Raw genomic sequence first — 18245 nt, forward strand, 5'->3', positions numbered from 1 at the left:
CGCCCGGTTACATTCCGAACCCGGAAGCTAAGCCTTTCAGCGCCGATGGTACTGCAGGGGGGACCCTGTGGGAGAGTAGGACACCGCCGAACAATTTTTAGCCTCAACCCCTGGACTCTGTCCGGGGGTTGAGGCATTTTTGCGTTCTGGGGGCGGAGGGGACCCTGTGCGCCCCGGTCGTCGTGGCTGAGGGTAAGGTCGGGGGGCAATGTCGGCACCGTTCCAGCAGGAGGCCCCCGGGTGGAGGTCCAGGAGACCCGTGTTCAGACCGACCGGGTCCTCACCATCCCCAACATTCTCAGCATGGCGCGTCTCCTCGGCGTGCCGCTGTTTCTGTGGTTGATTCTCCGCCCCGAGTTCGGTGGGCCCAACAGCGATGTGTGGGCGCTTGTCGTCCTGGCGCTCAGTGGCGTCAGTGACTACCTCGACGGCAAACTCGCCCGGCGCTGGAACCAGATCAGCAGCCTCGGCCGGCTGCTCGATCCCGCTGCCGACCGGTTGTACATCCTGTCCACTCTCGTGGGGCTCACCTGGCGGGAGATCCTGCCCCTGTGGCTGACCGCCGCTCTCCTCGCCCGCGAGGCGATGCTGCTCGTGATGGTGGGAATCCTCCGCCGGCACGGCTACCCGCCGCCCCAGGTGAACTTCCTCGGGAAAGCGGCGACCTTCAACTTGATGTACGCGTTCCCGCTCCTGCTCCTCAGTGACGGAGATGGTTGGCTGTCGTCACTCGCTGAAGTTTTCGGGTGGGCCTTCGCCGGATGGGGTACAAGTCTGTATTGGTGGGCAGGGATCCTCTACGTGGTCCAGGTCCGCCGACTCGTGAAGGCGGATACCGAGGCCGATTGAGCCCTTCTGTCCCGTGCCGAGCAACGTCGCCGGCAACAACGAGGACGTCTGAGGGCCCCTGTACAGACAGGTGAAGTCGGCCGGACCGTCGTCTCTTCAAGGAGGACGCTTCCGACATGAAGGCCGTCGTGATGGCCGGTGGCGAAGGAACCCGCCTTCGCCCTATGACCTCGAGCATGCCCAAGCCTCTTCTGCCGGTGGTGAACCGGCCGATCATGGAGCACGTCCTACGACTGCTCAAGAGGCACGGTCTCAACGAGACCGTGGTCACCGTGCAGTTTCTCGCCTCCCTCGTCCGGAACTACTTCGGCGACGGAGAAGAGCTCGGCATGGAGCTCACGTATGCCAACGAGGAAAAGCCACTCGGTACAGCGGGAAGTGTGAAGAACGCCGAGGAAGCGTTGAAGGACGACGCTTTCCTCGTCATCTCGGGTGACGCTCTCACCGATTTCGATCTCACCGATCTCATCGCCTTCCACAAGGAGAAGGGCGCTCTTGTCACGGTCTGTCTGACCCGGGTGCCGAATCCGCTGGAATTCGGGATCACGATCGTCGACGAAGAGGGCAAGGTCGAGCGCTTCCTGGAGAAACCCACCTGGGGACAGGTCTTCTCGGACACCGTGAACACCGGGATCTACGTGATGGAGCCCGAGGTCTTCGACTACGTCGATCCGGACGTCCCGGTGGACTGGTCGGGTGACGTCTTCCCTCAGCTCATGAAGGAGGGCAAGCCGATCTACGGCTATGTCGCCGAGGGCTACTGGGAGGACGTGGGCACCCACGAGAGCTATGTGAAGGCGCAGGCGGACGTCCTGGAAGGCAAGGTCCAGGTCGACATCGACGGCTTCGAGATCTCGCCGGGAGTGTGGGTCGCGGAAGGCGCCGAGGTGCATCCCGACGCCGTGCTCCGCGGACCGCTCTACATCGGTGACTACGCCAAGGTCGAGGCCGGCGCCGAGATCCGTGAACACACGGTCGTCGGCTCGAACGTGGTCGTGAAAAGCGGTGCGTTCCTGCACAAGGCCGTCGTCCACGACAACGTCTACATCGGGCCGCAGAGCAATCTGCGGGGCTGTGTGATCGGGAAGAACACCGACATCATGCGGGCCGCCCGGATCGAGGACGGAGCCGTCATCGGGGACGAGTGCCTCGTCGGTGAAGAATCGATCGTGCAGGGGAACGTGCGCGTCTACCCCTTCAAGACGATCGAGGCCGGCGCCTTCGTCAACACCTCCGTCATCTGGGAGTCCCGAGGACAGGCCCACCTCTTCGGGGCGCGAGGCGTCTCCGGCATCCTGAACGTCGAGATCACCCCCGAACTGGCCGTCCGGCTGGCGGGGGCGTACGCGACGACCCTGAAGAAGGGGTCGACCGTCACCACCGCGCGCGATCACTCCCGAGGCGCCCGGGCGCTGAAGCGAGCGGTGATCTCCGCGCTCCAGGCCAGCGCCATCGACGTGCGTGACCTGGAGAACGTGCCCCTGCCGGTGGCGCGGCAGCAGACCGCGCGGGGCAGCGCCGGCGGGATCATGATCAGGACATCGCCCGGCGTGCCGGACTCCGTGGACATCATGTTCTTCGACGAACGCGGGGCGGACCTCTCACAGGCGCAGCAGCGGAAGCTCGACCGGGTGTTCGCGCGCCAGGAGTACCGGCGTGCCTTCCCGGGAGAGATCGGCGACCTCTCCTTCCCGGCGAGCGTCTTCGACTCGTACACCGGCTCGCTGCTGCGGAACGTGGACACCACGGGCATCGCGGAAGCCGGGCTCAAGGTCGTCGTGGACGCCTCCAACGGCAGTGCCGGGCTCGTTCTGCCCAGTCTGCTCGGGCGGCTCCAGGTCGACTCGCTGACGATCAACCCCGGCCTCGACGAGTCCCGGCCCACCGAGTCGGCCGAGAGCCGGAGAGCCGGGCTCGTGCGGCTCGGGGAGATCGTGGCCTCGGCGCGGGCCGCGTTCGGGGTGCGGTTCGACCCCGTCGGCGAGCGGCTCTCGCTCGTGGACGAGCGGGGGCGGATCATCGAGGACGACCGGGCGCTCCTGGTGATGCTCGACCTGGTGGCCGCCGAGCGCCGGTCCGGGCGGGTCGCGCTGCCGGTGACCACCACGCGGATCGCCGAGCAGGTCGCCGCGTACCACGGCACCCAGGTCGAGTGGACGACCACCTCGCCCGACGACCTCACGCGGGTCGGGCGTGAGGAGTCGACGATCTTCGGTGGCGACGGGCGCGGCGGGTTCATCGTGCCCGAGTTCAGCAGCGTCTTCGACGGGGCCGCCGCCTTCGTGCGGTTGATCGGCCTCGTCGCGCGGACGCAGCTCACGCTGAGCCAGATCGACGCCCGGATCCCGCGGGCGCACGTCCTGAAGAGGGACCTCGCGACCCCGTGGGCCGTGAAGGGTCTCGTCATGCGCCGGGTGGTCGAGGCAGCCGGCAACCGCTCCGTGGACACCACCGACGGAGTCCGGGTGGTCGAGGCCGACGGCCGGTGGGTGATGGTGCTGCCGGACCCCGCCGAGGCCGTCACCCATCTGTGGGCGGAGGGCCCCGACGACGCCTCCGCGCAGGCCCTGCTCGACGAGTGGGCCGAGGTGGTCGACAGCGCAGGTCGCTGACGGTCGGGCAGGTGGGAGCCGGGAGGTGTCCGAGGGGCGCCTCCCGGCCCGACGGTGGGGCCATTCGGCGGTAGGCCGTGCGACGTGCGACGATGTGCGGCATGTCGCAGCAGCCCCCTGTTCGGAGCACAGGATCACCGCCGCCGCGTCCGGACGCGTCCATGTCGCTGCTGAACAACGTGATCGACCACGCGCTCGACGACGGCTACGCCGAGGCGACGGCCCGGCGCGCGGCCGAGGGCGGCGGGATGCCCCGTACCGCGCGGGCCAGACTGGGGGTCGCCGCGGGGCTCCTGCTCGCTGCCGCCGTCGTGACCGTGGGCGCGGCCGAGGCGCGGATCTCCGCGCCGGTCGTCGCCAAGGAGCGGCAGGACCTGATCGACCGGATCGAGAAGGAGACGTCGACCGCCGACCAGCTGGAGGCGGACGTCGAACGGATCGGCGGCGAGGTCGGGGAGCGACAGCGGCAGGCTCTGCAGCAGCACGGCGGCGGCCAGGCCGAGCTCGTGGCGCTCATCTCGGGGGCGACGCCCGTGCACGGCCCCGGCGTGAAGCTCGTCGTCGACGACGCCAAGGGCACCGACACCGGTGGCGGCGGACCGAGGGAGAGCGCCGGCTTCTCCGACACGGGCCGGGTCCGCGACCGGGACATGCAGCGGGTCGTCAACGGGCTGTGGGAGTCGGGTGCCGAGGCCGTCGCGATCAACGGGCAGCGGCTGACCTCGCTGTCCGCGATCCGGGCCGCCGGTGACGCCATACTGGTCGACAACAAGCCGCTGGTGCCGCCCTACACCGTCCTCGCGATCGGGGACGGACAGCGGCTGAGCACCGCGTTCCAGGACAGCGCCGACGGGCAGTACCTGCACGCGCTGGTGGAGAACTTCGGGATCAGGAGCAGGATCTCGGCCGAGGGCGATGTGCGCCTGCCGGCCGCGCCGAGCCTGACCGTACGTACCGCAGAGCCGAGGGGGGCCGGGGTGGCGACGCCTTCCGGTCGGGCCACGGCCGACACAGGGAAGGGCACATCGTGATCGCCGTACTGGGCCTGATCGTCGGAGTGGTGGTCGGACTGTTGGTCCGCCCCGAGGTTCCGGCGGTGGTCGAGCCCTATCTTCCGATCGCCGTGGTCGCCGCCCTCGACGCGGTCTTCGGCGGCCTGCGGGCCATGCTCGACGGGATCTTCGTCGACAAGGTCTTCGTGGTCTCGTTCCTCTCCAACGTGGTCGTGGCCGCGCTGATCGTCTTCCTCGGGGACAAGCTGGGCGTGGGCGCGCAGCTGTCGACCGGTGTGGTCGTCGTGCTCGGCATCCGTATCTTCTCCAACGCGGCCGCCATCCGGCGTCACGTGTTCCGGGCGTGAGGCCGATGAGCGAGAACCCCCAGAACGGCGAGAACCCGCAGAACGGCGAGAACCCCGAGAGCCCGGAGCGGCCCGGGGCGGCGAAGCCGGAGGCCGCGCGGCCCGAGGCCGGGAACGCCGCTGTGCCGCGTGAGGACGTCCGCGTGCCGGCCGCGCCCGGGGTGCCCCCCGCGTCCGAGCCGCCGGTCATGGTCCCGCCTCCGGCCGTCGACGAGCCGAGTGGGCGGCGGAGGCTCGCTTCCGCCCTGTGGCCGCCGCGGGTGACGCGGGCCCAGCTCGTCGTCGCGCTCCTGCTGTTCGTCCTCGGTCTCGGCCTGGCCATCCAGGTGTCCTCGACCAGCGAGAACAGCGCGTTGCGCGGAGCCCGCCAGGAGGACCTCGTACGGATCCTCGACGAACTCGACGACCGCACCCAGCGCCTCGAGGACGAGAAGGCCCGGTTGGAGAAGCAGCGCTCCGAGCTGGAGTCCAGCTCGGACCAGGCCGAGGAGGCGCGCAAGCAGACGCAGGAGAAGGAGCGGCAGCTGGGCATCCTGGCCGGCACCGTCGCCGCCGAGGGGCCGGGCATCACCCTCACCGTGGGGGACCCCACGGGGGCGGTCGAGTCGGACATGCTGCTCGACGCCATCCAGGAGCTGCGCGCTGCGGGTGCCGAGGCGATCCAGGTCAACGGGGTGCGGGTGGTGGCGGACAGTTATTTCACCGGTAGTGGTGATGACATGCGGGTCGATGGAACGAAGGTGGCCGCTCCGTACGTCTTCAAGGTCATCGGCAAGCCGGAGGATCTCGAGCCCGCGCTCAACATCCCCGGCGGTGTCGTGCAGACCCTGGAGAAGGAGCAGGCCACAGCCACGGTGGAGCGGTCGGCGAAGATCGTCGTCGACGCCTTGCGACCCGCGAAGCGGCCTGACTACGCTCAGTCGTCCTCCCAGTGAGAGGGGGACGAGGGGGGTCCCGCGACTAGGGCAAGACGTTGCGGGGGGTCGGCGCACCACAACGGTGGTGCGTGGTGGAAACTGTCCGGAGGATACGGACGTTGTGAAGGTGTCCGGGTCGGCAGGTGTGAAGGATCTCGGTTCGTCCTGCCCCACGGGCGGGTCTGTTTCGGTCAAGGGGAATCGCCCGTGAAGTTGTTTGCGAAGTTGTTCGGCAAGAGCGCACGCGAGGACGGCGGCAACGCCAGGCATGCCGCGCCGCGCCACGCCCAGAGCGAGGAGCAGGCCGGCGAGCGCCCGCTCTTCCGCGACGAGGTCGACGGTCGGGGCGGTGACATTCCGGGCACACAGGGCGCGTCTTCTGTTGACCCCGCCGGGGCCGCCCGCATAGGTTTCGGAGAACCATCAACCTCAGGTACGGGTGGAGGGTTTGCGCCCGATCCGTACGCGACACAGACCTCCGCGGGTCAGCCGCGGCAGGAGGATGCGTCCATGCCGGTGTGTACGAGGTGCGGTCACCGCAACGCGGCCGACAGCCGCTTCTGCTCCCACTGCGGTACGCCGCTGCGGGGCGGGGTCGCCGCCGAGCGCCCGTCGGAGACGACGTCGACGATCTCCATCTCGGGGCTCGAGGCGTACGACGCGGAGGTCACCGGCCAGACCCAGCTGCCGTCGCTGTCTCCCGAGGCGCTCGCCGCCGTGGAGGCGCTGCCTTCCGGTTCCGCGCTCCTCGTGGTGCGCCGCGGGCCGAACTCGGGCAGCCGGTTCCTGCTCGACGGCGAGCTGACGACGGCCGGCCGTCACCCGCAGAGCGACATCTTCCTGGACGACTTCACCGTCTCCCGGCGCCATGTCGAGTTCCGGCGGGCGCAGGACGGCAGCTTCACCGTCTCCGACGTCGGCAGCCTCAACGGCACGTACGTCAACCGTGAGCCGATCGACTCGGTCGTTCTGTCGAACGGCGACGAGGTGCAGATCGGCAAGTACCGGCTGGTCTTCTACTCGAGCCAGCGAGGCGTGTGACGCCTCGGGGAAATCCCTTCAGGGAAGGTCCATGCTGCGAACACCGACGGGCGGTGCCGGATCCGGCACCGCCACCGCGGGCGACCGGCTGGTGAGCATCGGCACGGTGCTGAACCAGCTGCGCGACGAATTTCCCGAAGTGACGATCTCCAAGATCCGGTTCCTGGAGGCCGAGGGGCTGGTCGAGCCCCGGCGGACGGCCTCCGGATACCGGAAGTTCAGCGCGCAGGACGTGGAGCGGCTCGCCCGCATCCTGCGGATGCAGCGGGACCACTACCTTCCGCTGAAGGTCATCCGTGAGCATCTCGACGCGCTCGCGAGGGGCGAGCAGATCAAGCTCCCGGCGCCCGGCCGCCGGGGGGACGTGCTCGAAGGGTCCTGGGAGCAGGAAGAGGCGGAGCCGACCGTCGCGCGGCTCGGACGGGCCGAGCTGATCGCCGCCGCCGAGGTGACCGAGGCCGAGCTCGTCGAGTGGGAGTCGTACGGTCTGATCGCCGAGACGGAGGGCGGGGGCTACGACGCCGAGACCGTCACCGTCGCCCGGCTTGTCGCGGATCTGGGGCGATTCGGTCTGGAACCCCGCCATCTGAGGGCCGTCAAGGCGGCCGCCGACCGGGAGGCCGGGCTGATCGAGCAGGTGGTCGCGCCGCTGCGCCGGCACCGTAACCCGCAGACCAGAGCCCATGCGGAGGCCACCGCGAAGGAGCTTGCCGCGCAGTCGGTGCGGCTGCACGCGGCCCTCGTCCAGACCGCGCTGGGGATCCGGCTGCAGTGACCCCGGGAAGGCTCCCGGCAGGGGCCCGGAGCGGTGCCCGGGAGGGGCCCGGAGCGGTGCCCGGGAGGGGCCCCGACTATCCAAACCGGTCGGGCACGTCCTAGGGTTGCTGTGTGAACGAGCTCGACGTTGTGGGTGTCCGGGTGGAAATGCCCTCCAACCAGCCGATCGTGCTCCTGCGTGAAGTGGGAGGCGATCGGTACCTTCCCATCTGGATCGGACCGGGGGAGGCGACCGCGATCGCCTTCGCCCAGCAGGGGATGGCTCCGCCGCGGCCGCTGACGCACGACCTGTTCAAGGACGTGCTGGAGGCCGTGGGGCAGGAGCTCACCGAGGTCCGGATCACGGATCTGCGTGACGGGGTCTTCTACGCCGAGCTGGTCTTCGCCAGCGGCGTCGAGGTGAGCGCGCGGCCGTCGGACGCGATAGCGCTGGCCCTGAGGACCGGGACGCCGATCTTCGGCAGCGACGGTGTGCTGGACGACGCCGGCATCGCGATTCCGGACGAGCAGGAGGACGAGGTGGAGAAGTTCCGCGAGTTCCTCGACCAGATCTCACCGGAGGACTTCGGTACCAACAGTCAGTGAGACGGAGCGGTGCGGCCGGAGGCCGTTCGCGGGGCGTCGTCAGGGCATTCGAGTAGCCCTTCCCCGGAGAGGGGCACGCGAAACCACTCTCAGGGTGATTATCACTCGGCGTGCCGAGTGTGGCGATCGTTGACGCACCCCGAGTGACTGCCTACCTTCGTGTGGGCAGGTCAAGGACGGAGGGTCGGCGTGATGAGCAGCGCGGACGGTACGGCAGGGAGCTCACTCGGACACGCGTCCGGGGCGAGCGTTCCGTATCCGCTTCACGGCAGTGTGGGCGACTTCGGGACGGACACGGACGCCGACGCGGTGATCGGCTACCGCGGACCGACGGCCTGTGCGGCCGCAGGGATCACCTATCGGCAGTTGGACTACTGGGCACGCACCGGACTCGTGGAGCCGAGTGTGCGGCCCGCGTACGGGTCGGGGACCCAGCGGCTGTACAGCTTCCGCGACGTCGTCGTGCTGAAGATCGTGAAGCGGTTCCTCGACACCGGGGTGGCCCTCCAGAACATCCGGGCCGCGGTGCAGCATCTGCGCGCGCGGGGCTTCCGGGACCTGGAGCGGATGACGCTCATGAGCGACGGGGCCACGGTGTACGAGTGCTCCTCGCCCGACGAGGTCGTCGACCTCCTCCAGGGCGGGCAGGGCGTCTTCGGTATCGCCGTCGGCGTGGTGTGGCGCGATGTCGAAGCCGCGCTCTCGCAGCTCCACGGCGAGCGGGTCGACACCGGCGAGACGCTGGTCGGGCACAACCCGGGCGACGAGCTTGCGCGCCGGCGGCGCGACAGGGCGGTCTGAAGGCCCGCGGTCGCAGGTCCCTCGCCCGTCAGGCGGGTCCCGGGAGGGGTTCGCCGGGGCTCGTGGGCGTTCCGCGGGGGCGTTGTCAGTGGCGTAGGGCAGCATCGGACGTGTGAGAGCCGCGCCCACGATCCTGCATCTCGACATGGATGCCTTCTTCGCCGCCGCCGAGCAGGCGTCGAAGCCCAGCCTGCGCGGAAAGCCCGTGGTCGTCGGCGGTCTGGGGCCGCGGGGCGTGGTCGCCACCGCCTCCTACGAGGCCCGTCGCTTCGGGGTGCACTCGGCCATGCCGATGGGCCAGGCGCGGCGGCTCGCGCCGAACGCCGCGTATCTCGTCCCCCGCTTCGCCTTCTACCGCTCGATCAGCGAGCAGGTCATGGAGCTGCTGGGCCGGCTCTCCCCGCTCGTGGAGCCCCTCAGCCTCGACGAGGCCTTCGTGGACCTCGAAGCCGGTGGTGTGGCCGACGACGGAGCGAGCGCGCGGGCCGCCGGGGAACGGCTGCGCGTCGACATCCTCGCGACGACGGGGCTCACCGGGTCCGTCGGACTCGCCGGGTCCAAGATGATCGCGAAGATCGCCTCCGAGGAGGCCAAGCCGGACGGGCTCGTCCTCATCGAGCCCGGGACCGAGCGGGAACTGCTCGGTCCCCGATCGGTGCGGATCCTGCCGGGGGTGGGGCCGGCCACCGGGGAGCACCTGCGGCGCGCCGGGATGACGACCGTCTCCGACCTCGTGGAGGCGGGCGAGGACGAGCTCGTACGGCTCCTGGGGCGGGCGCACGGGGCCTCGCTGTACCGGATGGCCCAGGGGCACGACGACCGGCCCGTGGTGGCCGAGCGGGACGCCAAGTCCGTGTCCGTCGAGGACACCTTCGACGTGGACCTGCACGACCGGGTACGGATCCGGACCGAGGTCGAGCGGCTCGCGGAGCGGTGCGTGGGTCGGCTGAGGGCCTCCGGGCACTCGGGGCGGACGATCGTCCTGAAGGTCCGGCGCTATGACTTCTCGACGCTCACCCGGTCCGAGACGCTGCGGGGGCCGACGGACGATCCCGGCGTCGTCCGGGAGGCCGCGGGGCGGCTCCTGGAGGCGGTGGACACGACGGGGGGCGTCCGACTGCTGGGGGTGGGGGTGAGCGGCCTCGCGGACTACACGCAGGAGGACCTGTTCGCGCAGGCGGTGGCCGGCGCCGCCCCCGCCGATGCCGGGGCGGAGTCGGGGGCCGGTGCCGCGGCCGAGGCGGAGGAGGCCGTCGAGCCCGAGGAGGGGGCGCCCGTGGAGCGGCACTGGGCGCCCGGGCACGACGTACGGCACGAGGTCTACGGTGCCGGGTGGGTCCAGGGCAGCGGGGTGGGGCGGGTCACGGTGCGGTTCGAGGAACCGTGGTCCGGGCCGGGGCGGGTACGGACGTTCTCCGTGGACGACCCGGAGCTGGTGCCGTCGGAGCCCCTGCCGCTGGTGCGGCGGGACACGGCGGCATGACCCGCGCCGCCGCGCGGTGCGGGTCCCCGGCCGCGGGCCGTCCGCCTCGGGGCTCTCAGCTGCCGTCCTGGCCTGCCAGGCGGCCGAAGTCCGTGTCCGGGGCGTCCGGGGGCGGGGGCGGCAGGGCGAGGCTGTAGTGGCGGTAGAGCTGGAGCTCCTGTTCGGGCGAGAGATGGCGGCCCACGCCGAAGTCGGGGGCGTCCTTGATGAGGGCCCGCTCGTACGGGACGTGGAGGCCGTCGTCGAGCAGGGCGCTCGGCTCCAGGGGGACGAAGGCGTCCCGGCTGAACAGGCCGGTGCGGACCGCCGCCCACTCGGGAATGCCGGTCGCGTCGTCCAGGTACACCTCGTCCACGGTTCCGATCTTGTGCCCGCTCCGGTCGAACGCCTTGCGGCCGATCAGGCTGCGCGGATCGATATCGGTCTGCACGGTCCCTCCAACTGGTCGCAACTGCTCTACCCCTACGAAAGTGCACATCTGGGATGTCGGCCACTTGAGCGATGGGAGCCGCAACCTCGCTGGTAGGCTGGTCGTGGCTGTCGACCCTGTGCGGGAGAGTCCCCCGGAGAAACCTTCCGGTGGGCGCCGAAGGAGCAAATCCTCCCCGGAATCTCTCAGGCCCCTGTACCGCGCGGACGAGGTCACTCTGGAAAGCAGAGCGGATGTCCGACGGCATTTCGCTCTCACCGACGGTGAAAGCCGGCGTGCCGCGAGGCGTGCCGGTGAAACTCTCAGGTTGAGATGACAGAGGGGGAGGCCGTCCGGGCACCCGCGCCGTGGTGCCCCTCGCAGGTCGTGACGACCAGGAGGCCTCCGTACATGACCGTCAACCGCACTTCGCTCTCCGAGCTCGAACAGGGCATCCCGTTCGAGCAGCGGCACATCGGGCCCGACGCCGAGGCCCGCGCCAAGATGCTCGCCCAGGTCGGTTACGGCTCGCTCGACGAGCTCACGGCCGCCGCGGTACCGGACGTGATCAAGAACGCCGAGGCCCTGGGCCTGCCGGCCGCGCGCACCGAGGCCGAGGTCCTCGCCGAACTGCGCACGCTCGCCGAGCGCAACCAGGTCCTCGCCCCGATGATCGGCCTCGGTTACTACGGGACCTTCACCCCGCCGGTCATCCTCCGCAACGTGATGGAGAACCCGGCCTGGTACACCGCCTACACGCCGTACCAGCCGGAGATCTCCCAGGGCCGCCTCGAGGCCCTGCTCAACTTCCAGACCATGGTCGCGGACCTGACCGGTCTGCCCACCTCCGGCGCCTCCCTCCTCGACGAGGGCACCGCCGCCGCCGAGGCCATGGCGCTGTCCCGCCGGGTCGGCAAGGTCAAGAACGGCGTCTTCCTCATCGACGCCGACGCCCTGCCGCAGACCATCGCCGTCATCGAGACCCGCGCCGAGCCGACCGGTGTCGAGGTCGTCGTCGCCGACCTGAGCGAGGGCATCCCCGCCGAGATCGCCGAGCGCGGCGTCTTCGGCGTGCTCCTCCAGTACCCGGGCGCCTCCGGCGCCGTCCGCGACATCAAGCCGCTGATCGACGCCGCGCACGAGCTCGGCGCGATCGTCACCGTCGCCGCCGACCTGCTCGCGCTCACCCTGCTCACCTCGCCGGGCGAACTGGGCGCCGACATCGCCGTCGGTACGACGCAGCGGTTCGGCGTGCCCATGGGCTTCGGTGGCCCGCACGCCGGCTACATGGCCGTTCAGGACAAGCACGCCCGCTCCCTTCCCGGCCGTCTCGTGGGTGTCTCCGTCGACGCGGACGGCAACCGCGCCTACCGCCTGGCCCTGCAGACCCGCGAGCAGCACATCCGCCGCGAGAAGGCCACCAGCAACATCTGTACGGCCCAGGTCCTGCTCGCCGTCATGGCCGGCATGTACGCCGTCTACCACGGTCCCGACGGTCTCAAGCAAATCGCCGAGCGCGCCCACCGCTACGCCGCCATCCTCGCCGCGGGTCTCACCGCCGGCGGCGTCGAGGTCGTGCACGGCTCGTACTTCGACACCCTCGCCGTCCGCGTGCCCGGCAAGGCCGACGAGGTCGTCGCCGCCGCCCGTGAGGCCGGGGTGAACCTCTACCGCGCCGACGCCGACCTGGTGTACGTCTCCTGCGACGAGACCACCGGCCGCGCGCAGCTCGCCGCCGTCTGGGCCGCCTTCGGGGTCACCGCCGACGTCGAGGCCCTGGACGCCACCACCGAGGACACCCTCCCGGCCGGTCTGCTGCGCTCCGACGCGTACCTGACCCACCCGGTCTTCCACGCGCACCGCTCCGAGACCTCGATGCTGCGCTACCTGCGCAAGCTCGCGGACCGCGACTACGCGCTCGACCGCGGCATGATCCCGCTCGGCTCCTGCACCATGAAGCTGAACGCGACCACCGAGATGGAGCCGGTGACCTGGCCGGAGTTCGGCCAGATGCACCCCTTCGCCCCGGTCGAGCAGGCGCAGGGCTACGTCACGCTCATCACCGAGCTGGAGGAGCGCCTCGCCGAGGTCACCGGCTACGACAAGGTGTCGATCCAGCCCAACGCCGGATCGCAGGGTGAGCTCGCGGGTCTCCTCGCCGTCCGCGCCTACCACCGTGCCAACGGGGACGAGCAGCGCACCGTGTGCCTCATCCCGTCGTCCGCGCACGGCACCAACGCCGCCTCCGCCGTGATGGCCGGCATGAAGGTCGTCGTCGTCAAGACCGCCGACGACGGCGAGATCGACGTCGAGGACCTGCGCGCCAAGATCGCCCAGTACCGCGACGAGCTGTCCGTGCTGATGATCACCTACCCGTCCACGCACGGCGTGTTCGAGGAGCACGTCGCCGACATCTGCGCCGAGGTCCACGAGGCCGGCGGTCAGGTGTACGTCGACGGCGCCAACCTCAACGCCCTGGTCGGTCTGGCCAAGCCGGGCCACTTCGGCGGCGACGTCTCGCACCTCAACCTGCACAAGACCTTCTGCATCCCGCACGGCGGCGGTGGCCCCGGTGTCGGCCCGGTCGGCGTCCGCGCCCACCTCGCCCCGTACCTGCCGAACCACCCGCTCCAGCCCACCGCGGGCCCGGAGACCGGTGTCGGCCCGATCTCGGCCGCCCCCTGGGGCTCCGCCGGCATCCTGCCGATCTCCTGGTCGTACGTGCGTCTCATGGGCGGCGAGGGACTCAAGCGCGCCACCCAGGTCGCCGTCCTCGCGGCGAACTACATCGCCAAGCGCCTGGAGCCGCACTTCCCGGTCCTCTACACCGGTCCGAACGGGCTGGTCGCGCACGAGTGCATCGTGGACATCCGCCCGCTGGCCAAGGCCACCGGCGTCAGCGTCGACGACATCGCCAAGCGCCTCATCGACTACGGCTTCCACGCGCCGACGATGTCCTTCCCGGTGGCCGGCACGCTGATGATCGAGCCGACCGAGTCCGAGGACCTGACCGAGCTCGACCGCTTCTGCGACACGATGATCGCGATCCGCGGCGAGATCGAGAAGGTCGCCTCGGGCGAGTGGCCCGCCGACGACAACCCGCTGCGCAACGCCCCGCACACCGCGGCCGCGCTGGGCGGCGAGTGGAAGCACGCGTACACCCGTGACGAGGCGGTCTTCCCGGCCGGTGTCTCGGCCGCCGACAAGTACTGGCCGCCGGTGCGCCGCATCGACGGGGCCTTCGGCGACCGGAACCTCGTCTGCTCCTGCCCGCCGCTGGACGAGTACGACAACTGAGCACGAGCCGAGGGCCGGTGCGGAGGTCTCCTCCGCGCCGGCCCTCGGTGTCTTCCCGTACGGCGTCCGCCGCGCCCTCTCAGGCGGCGGTCGTCACCCGCCCCGTCGTCAGCGGCCGGTGCGGGGCGATGATCTGGCCGTCCGGCAGCAGTTCACCGGTGTCCTCGAAGAGCAGGACGCCGTTGCACAGCAGGCTCCAGCCCTGTTCCGGGTGGTGTGCCATCAGTCGGGCCGCCTCCCGGTCGGCGGAGTCGGCGGTCGGACAGGCAGGCTGGTGCTGGCACATGGGTGGGTTCTTTCGCTGCGTCGTGGTGGATGTCCTGCGGCTCTGCGCGCTCATGGCCGCCCCCGTCGGTCGGTTCGGTTCCGGTCCCAGTCTTGCCCCATGGACGGTCTTCCGCAGGTATTTCGCGTCAGCTCGTCCTTTCCTGGGAAGACGCATCACCCGCAGGGGCGGTTCAAGGCAACTGCACCGTCTCTTCGGGTGGTTCGGGGTAGCCCCAGCGGGCTAGTCCGTACGGGCGGGGCGTTCGGACGGCGCGTTCGGGCGCGCGGCGCGGACACGAGTGCGCCCCGTGACCCGGCCGGGCCACGGGGCGGGGACGCGCACGTGGTGGATCAGGCGGGCGCCGGCGACCCCAGGAGGGGCGGCGGCGTGAGACGCGTACTGAGGACGGGCAGGAGGTCGGCGACCTGGTACGGGCGGTGGGCCGCGATCCCCGGGGGTGCGGGGGCCAGCGGCACCATGAGATCACCGGCGGCCGGGGCGGCGGTGGTGTCGTCCGTCTCGGGGCCGGCGTCCAGCCAGAGGGTCAGCATGTAGAGCTCCGGTACGGACAGCAGCCGCGGCCGGAACGCCTCGGGCAGGGCCTCGGCCTGGAGCAGCGCCTGTTCCGTGGCGGAGACGTACGGCCCCTCGAAGAAGTGCGAGAAGGCCCAGCCGTCCGGGGTGAGCATGGTGTCCGCGGCGGCGATCGCCCGGTCCCCGTTCCGGATCAGGAAGCGCCAGCCGGCCAGCCGGGTGCGGGGAGCGAGCCCCGGTGCCCCGGTGACGTCGAGGACGTGCACGGGCAGAGGGCGTTCAGGGCTCAGCGGCCCCTGTGCGGCCCGCAGCGCGGGAGTTCGCGGCTCGCGGACGGCGGTCGGCGAGCCGAGGGCCGCGAGAACACTGCGGAGGGCCGGCGCAGGGGCCGGAGAGGGTCGGAGCATGGTGGGTCGCCTCTCGCTCAGGAGACACGGTGACGCGTGGGCAGGTACGACGGCGCTGTCGGCGACGGGGCCAGAGAGGGGGCCATGCGGCCATGGCCGGGCGCCAACACTCTGCCTCGTCCGCGGAGTTTATACGACACGTGTTCACACAGTGTTTCCGCTAGACCACGCGGATATTCCTGACAAGGCGTCATCAGGACGCAGTTTCGTGGAGTTGAAGCGGAATCAGGAGGACGATACCGCTCCCACCTGCGTCATCCCCGTGAAGGGGGACGGCTGAATTCTGATCCCGGCTCCCGCGACAATACGACTTTGGTATATGTCGCCTGTTCCTTGCCTTCGGGATGTGCCGGTGGAGCGCTCCGTCCAGCCTATCCTCCGACAGACCGGTTCCGCAGGCTTGTCGATCAGCGGGGTGGGCATCATCGTCCGTGACGCGCGGCCGTCATGGCGGCCGCCCACTCGGGGAGGGACGCTTCGATGGGGGAGAAGGTCGTGGCCGACGGGTTCGGCCCGTCCGACCGGCAGCAGTACCGGAGAAAGCTCCAGCAGTGTCTCGCGGGGCTCGCGCGACTCCTCGCGGAGAAGAGGTTCGACCGGCCGCGCAATCTCATGGGCGTGGAGATCGAACTCAATCTCGCGGGCGCCGACGGGCTGCCCAGGATGCTGAACGGCCCGGTTCTCGAAAAGATCGCCAGCACCGATTTCCAGACGGAACTCGGAATGTTCAACCTCGAGGTGAACATCGCGCCCCACCAGCTCGACGGGCGCGTATTCGACCGGCTCGCGGAAGAGATCGGAACCGGCATCGGATATGCCGACCGCAAGGCGGCGGAACTCGACGCGGGCGTCGTCATGATCGGCATACTTCCCACGCTCACCCAGAGCGACCTGGTCCCCGAGAACCTCTCGGACAACGACCGTTACACGCTTCTCAACGACCAGATCCTCGCCGCCCGGGGCGAGGACTTCACCCTCGACATCCACGGCGTCGAACGTCTGCTCTGCACCTCGGAGTCGATCGTGCCCGAGGCGGCCTGCACCTCGGTGCAGCTGCACCTCCAGGTGACACCGGCCCGGTTCGCCGCCGTGTGGAACGCCGCGCAGGCCGTGTCCGGCGTCCAGATCGCGCTCGGCGCCAACGCGCCCTTCGTCTTCGGTCGCGAGCTGTGGCGCGAGTCCCGGCCGCCGCTCTTCCAGCAGGCAACCGACACCCGGCCGCCCGAGCTGCAGTCCCAGGGGGTACGGCCGCGCACCTGGTTCGGGGAGCGGTGGGTGGACTCGGTGTACGACCTCTTCGAGGAGAACGTCCGCTACTTCCCCGCCCTGCTGCCACTCTGCGACGAGGAGGACCCGCTGCTCGTCCTCGACCGGGGCGGGGTCCCGCGCCTCCAGGAACTGGTCCTGCACAACGGCACCGTCTACCGCTGGAACAGGCCGGTGTACGGCTGGGTCGACGGCATCCCGCACCTGCGCGTCGAGAACCGGGTGCTGCCCGCGGGTCCGACCGTCACCGACGTGATCGCGAACGCCGCCTTCTACTACGGGCTCGTCCGCTCCCTCGCCGACGATCCCCGGCCGGTGTGGAAGCGGATGACCTTCCAGGACGCGGAGGCCAACTTCGACACCGCCTGCCGCCATGGCATCGAGGCGGAGCTGCGCTGGCCCCGCTCGGGACGCGCGGGCGGCGTCGCGACCCTCCCGGCCGTACGGCTCGTCCTCGACGAACTGCTGCCGCTCGCCGCGGCGGGGCTCGACGCCTGGCACATCGAGCCGGCGGACCGGGACCTCTACCTCGGCGTCATCGAGCAGCGCTGTCTGCGGCGGGTGAACGGCGCCTCCTGGCAGGCCGACACGTACCACCGGGCCCTGGAGTCGGGACTGGACCGGGAGGCCGCCCTCGCGGCGACCACCCGGCGCTACCGGACGCTCATGCTCGCGGGCGAACCGGTGCACACCTGGCCCGTGGGGATCGACTGACTGCGCCTCCCCCGGGCACCCCGCGCGGCATGGGTGATCATGTCAGGGTGGTCCCGGACGGGCCGGGACCACCGGAACGGCGTGGGCCCGCGATGGGGAAGTGGAGACAGGTGTGGTGTCGGAGCAACGACTGAGGGACGCTTCCCTGCCCCCCGACGGCCTGCCGCGCGGCGTCCTGCGCTCCGAGACGCTCATCGTCCTCGCGCTCTCGCTCGGGGCGAGCGGGGTGTCGGCGCTCATCAGCTTCATCGGCTCCCTGACCAGGCCGGGGGCGCTGAAGGAGCAGGCGGCGACACTCAACGGCTCCTACGCGCCCGGACGGCCCTGGCTCGACCTGTCCTGGCAGCTCTTCGGCATCGCCACGGCGCTCGTGCCGGTCGTCCTCGTCGCGCATCTGCTGCTGCGGGAGGGCGCGGGGCTGCGGGTGATCGGCTTCGACCGGACGCGGCCGTGGTCGGATCTCGGGCGCGGGGTGCTGGTCGCGGCGGGGATCGGAAGCGCAGGACTCGCCTTCTATCTGGCGGCGCGTGCCTCCGGGTTCAACCTGACGGTGGTGCCCGAGTCGCTGCCCGACGTGTGGTGGAAGTACCCCGTCCTCATCCTCTCGGCGGTGCAGAACTCCGTCCTGGAGGAGGTCATCGTCGTCGGCTACCTGCTGCGCCGGCTGGACCAGTTGGGCTGGTCGCCGATGGCCGCCCTGGTGGCGAGTTCGGTGCTGCGCGGCTCGTACCACCTCTACCAGGGGGTCGGCGGCTTCATCGGCAACATGGTGATGGGCGCGGTATTCGTGCTGCTGTACCGCCGCTGGGGGCGGGTCGGGCCGCTGGTCGTGGCGCACGCGCTGCTCGACATCGTGGCCTTCGTCGGGTACGGGCTGCTCGCCGGGAAGGTGGGCTGGCTGCCCACCGTGTGACGGGCACGGGGA

At 70.5% G+C, this 18245-nt stretch carries 16 protein-coding genes, 1 rRNA gene and 1 riboswitch; of the genes, 14 read left to right on the plus strand and 3 right to left on the minus strand.

Annotated features, from left to right (window positions below; genetic code table 11):
* The 11 genes from rrf to ACZ51I_RS11005 form a co-directional block, all read left to right on the plus strand.
* Window positions 1-92, plus strand: a 5S ribosomal RNA gene (gene rrf / locus ACZ51I_RS10955); the annotation flags it as partial.
* A gap of 148 nt (window positions 93-240) precedes the next feature.
* The gene (locus ACZ51I_RS10960; RefSeq protein ID WP_468873869.1) at window positions 241-849 is read left to right on the plus strand and encodes a CDP-alcohol phosphatidyltransferase family protein; all 609 of its coding nucleotides are present in this window, start codon (window positions 241-243) and stop codon (window positions 847-849) included.
* Between the two features lie 116 nt (window positions 850-965).
* The gene (locus ACZ51I_RS10965) at window positions 966-3461 is read left to right on the plus strand and encodes a sugar phosphate nucleotidyltransferase (protein ID WP_468873871.1); all 2496 of its coding nucleotides are present in this window, start codon (window positions 966-968) and stop codon (window positions 3459-3461) included.
* 101 nt (window positions 3462-3562) lie between these two features.
* Window positions 3563-4492, plus strand: coding sequence for a DUF881 domain-containing protein (locus ACZ51I_RS10970; RefSeq protein ID WP_468873873.1), 930 nt, complete (start codon window positions 3563-3565; stop codon window positions 4490-4492).
* A complete protein-coding gene (locus ACZ51I_RS10975; protein WP_015032176.1) occupies window positions 4489-4821 on the plus strand; it encodes a small basic family protein in 333 nt (110 codons plus the stop codon). Before ACZ51I_RS10970 ends, ACZ51I_RS10975 begins: the two co-directional genes overlap by 4 nt.
* A 5-nt stretch (window positions 4822-4826) precedes the next feature.
* Window positions 4827-5756 carry a DUF881 domain-containing protein gene (locus ACZ51I_RS10980; protein ID WP_468873875.1) on the plus strand — a complete coding sequence of 310 codons (930 nt, stop codon included), beginning with the start codon at window positions 4827-4829 and terminating at the stop codon, window positions 5754-5756.
* Window positions 5757-5837: 81 nt separating this feature from the next.
* Entirely contained in the window at window positions 5838-6779 is a 942-nt protein-coding gene (locus ACZ51I_RS10985) for an FHA domain-containing protein (protein WP_468875594.1), read from the plus strand.
* A 31-nt stretch (window positions 6780-6810) separates the two neighbouring features.
* The gene (gene ftsR, locus ACZ51I_RS10990; RefSeq protein ID WP_468873877.1) at window positions 6811-7554 is read left to right on the plus strand and encodes a transcriptional regulator FtsR; all 744 of its coding nucleotides are present in this window, start codon (window positions 6811-6813) and stop codon (window positions 7552-7554) included.
* A gap of 113 nt (window positions 7555-7667) precedes the next feature.
* A complete protein-coding gene (locus ACZ51I_RS10995) occupies window positions 7668-8141 on the plus strand; it encodes a bifunctional nuclease family protein (protein ID WP_017238433.1) in 474 nt (157 codons plus the stop codon).
* 192 nt (window positions 8142-8333) lie between these two features.
* Window positions 8334-8942 (plus strand): MerR family transcriptional regulator, encoded by a 609-nt coding sequence (locus ACZ51I_RS11000; RefSeq protein WP_468873879.1) that lies wholly within the window; start codon window positions 8334-8336, stop codon window positions 8940-8942.
* Between the two features lie 112 nt (window positions 8943-9054).
* Entirely contained in the window at window positions 9055-10425 is a 1371-nt protein-coding gene (locus ACZ51I_RS11005; RefSeq protein ID WP_468873882.1) for a DNA polymerase IV, read from the plus strand.
* 55 nt (window positions 10426-10480) lie between these two features.
* On the opposite strand, the gene ACZ51I_RS11010 is transcribed toward ACZ51I_RS11005, so the two are convergent.
* The gene (locus ACZ51I_RS11010; protein WP_468873884.1) at window positions 10481-10855 is read right to left on the minus strand and encodes a PRC-barrel domain-containing protein; all 375 of its coding nucleotides are present in this window, start codon (window positions 10853-10855) and stop codon (window positions 10481-10483) included.
* 111 nt (window positions 10856-10966) lie between these two features.
* A riboswitch (glycine riboswitch) is annotated at window positions 10967-11066 on the plus strand.
* Window positions 11067-11245: 179 nt separating this feature from the next.
* Here ACZ51I_RS11010 and gcvP point away from each other — a divergent pair.
* Window positions 11246-14131 (plus strand): aminomethyl-transferring glycine dehydrogenase, encoded by a 2886-nt coding sequence (gene gcvP, locus ACZ51I_RS11015; RefSeq protein ID WP_468873887.1) that lies wholly within the window; start codon window positions 11246-11248, stop codon window positions 14129-14131.
* Window positions 14132-14210: 79 nt separating this feature from the next.
* Here the strand turns inward: gcvP and ACZ51I_RS11020 are convergent, their stop codons facing one another.
* Together ACZ51I_RS11020 and ACZ51I_RS11025 are read right to left on the minus strand one after the other, a co-directional pair.
* Complete coding sequence (locus ACZ51I_RS11020) at window positions 14211-14417, minus strand: DUF5999 family protein (RefSeq protein WP_345286555.1); 207 nt, start codon at window positions 14415-14417, stop codon at window positions 14211-14213.
* A 332-nt stretch (window positions 14418-14749) separates the two neighbouring features.
* Window positions 14750-15340, minus strand: a complete 591-nt coding sequence (locus ACZ51I_RS11025) for a hypothetical protein (protein ID WP_468873890.1) — start codon at window positions 15338-15340, stop codon at window positions 14750-14752.
* Window positions 15341-15820: 480 nt separating this feature from the next.
* Between ACZ51I_RS11025 and ACZ51I_RS11030 the strand changes: the two genes are divergently transcribed.
* Together ACZ51I_RS11030 and ACZ51I_RS11035 are read left to right on the plus strand one after the other, a co-directional pair.
* Window positions 15821-17320 (plus strand): glutamate-cysteine ligase family protein, encoded by a 1500-nt coding sequence (locus tag ACZ51I_RS11030; protein WP_468873893.1) that lies wholly within the window; start codon window positions 15821-15823, stop codon window positions 17318-17320.
* A 130-nt stretch (window positions 17321-17450) separates the two neighbouring features.
* The gene (locus ACZ51I_RS11035) at window positions 17451-18233 is read left to right on the plus strand and encodes a CPBP family intramembrane glutamic endopeptidase (RefSeq protein WP_468875596.1); all 783 of its coding nucleotides are present in this window, start codon (window positions 17451-17453) and stop codon (window positions 18231-18233) included.
* Window positions 18234-18245: the final 12 nt, after the last annotated feature.

Source organism: Streptomyces sp. NPDC034084, assembly GCF_055575535.1.

Coding starts and splice junctions, on each gene's coding strand:
- ACZ51I_RS10970 (WP_468873873.1), top strand. CDS start 3,563: ATGTCGCAGCAGCCCCCTGTTCGGAGCACAGGATCACCGCCGCCGCGT.
- ACZ51I_RS11030 (WP_468873893.1), top strand. CDS start 15,821: ATGGGGGAGAAGGTCGTGGCCGACGGGTTCGGCCCGTCCGACCGGCAG.
- ftsR (WP_468873877.1), top strand. CDS start 6,811: ATGCTGCGAACACCGACGGGCGGTGCCGGATCCGGCACCGCCACCGCG.
- ACZ51I_RS11000 (WP_468873879.1), top strand. CDS start 8,334: ATGAGCAGCGCGGACGGTACGGCAGGGAGCTCACTCGGACACGCGTCC.
- ACZ51I_RS11020 (WP_345286555.1), bottom strand. CDS start 14,417: ATGTGCCAGCACCAGCCTGCCTGTCCGACCGCCGACTCCGCCGACCGG.
- ACZ51I_RS11025 (WP_468873890.1), bottom strand. CDS start 15,340: ATGCTCCGACCCTCTCCGGCCCCTGCGCCGGCCCTCCGCAGTGTTCTC.
- ACZ51I_RS10965 (WP_468873871.1), top strand. CDS start 966: ATGAAGGCCGTCGTGATGGCCGGTGGCGAAGGAACCCGCCTTCGCCCT.
- ACZ51I_RS10980 (WP_468873875.1), top strand. CDS start 4,827: ATGAGCGAGAACCCCCAGAACGGCGAGAACCCGCAGAACGGCGAGAAC.
- gcvP (WP_468873887.1), top strand. CDS start 11,246: ATGACCGTCAACCGCACTTCGCTCTCCGAGCTCGAACAGGGCATCCCG.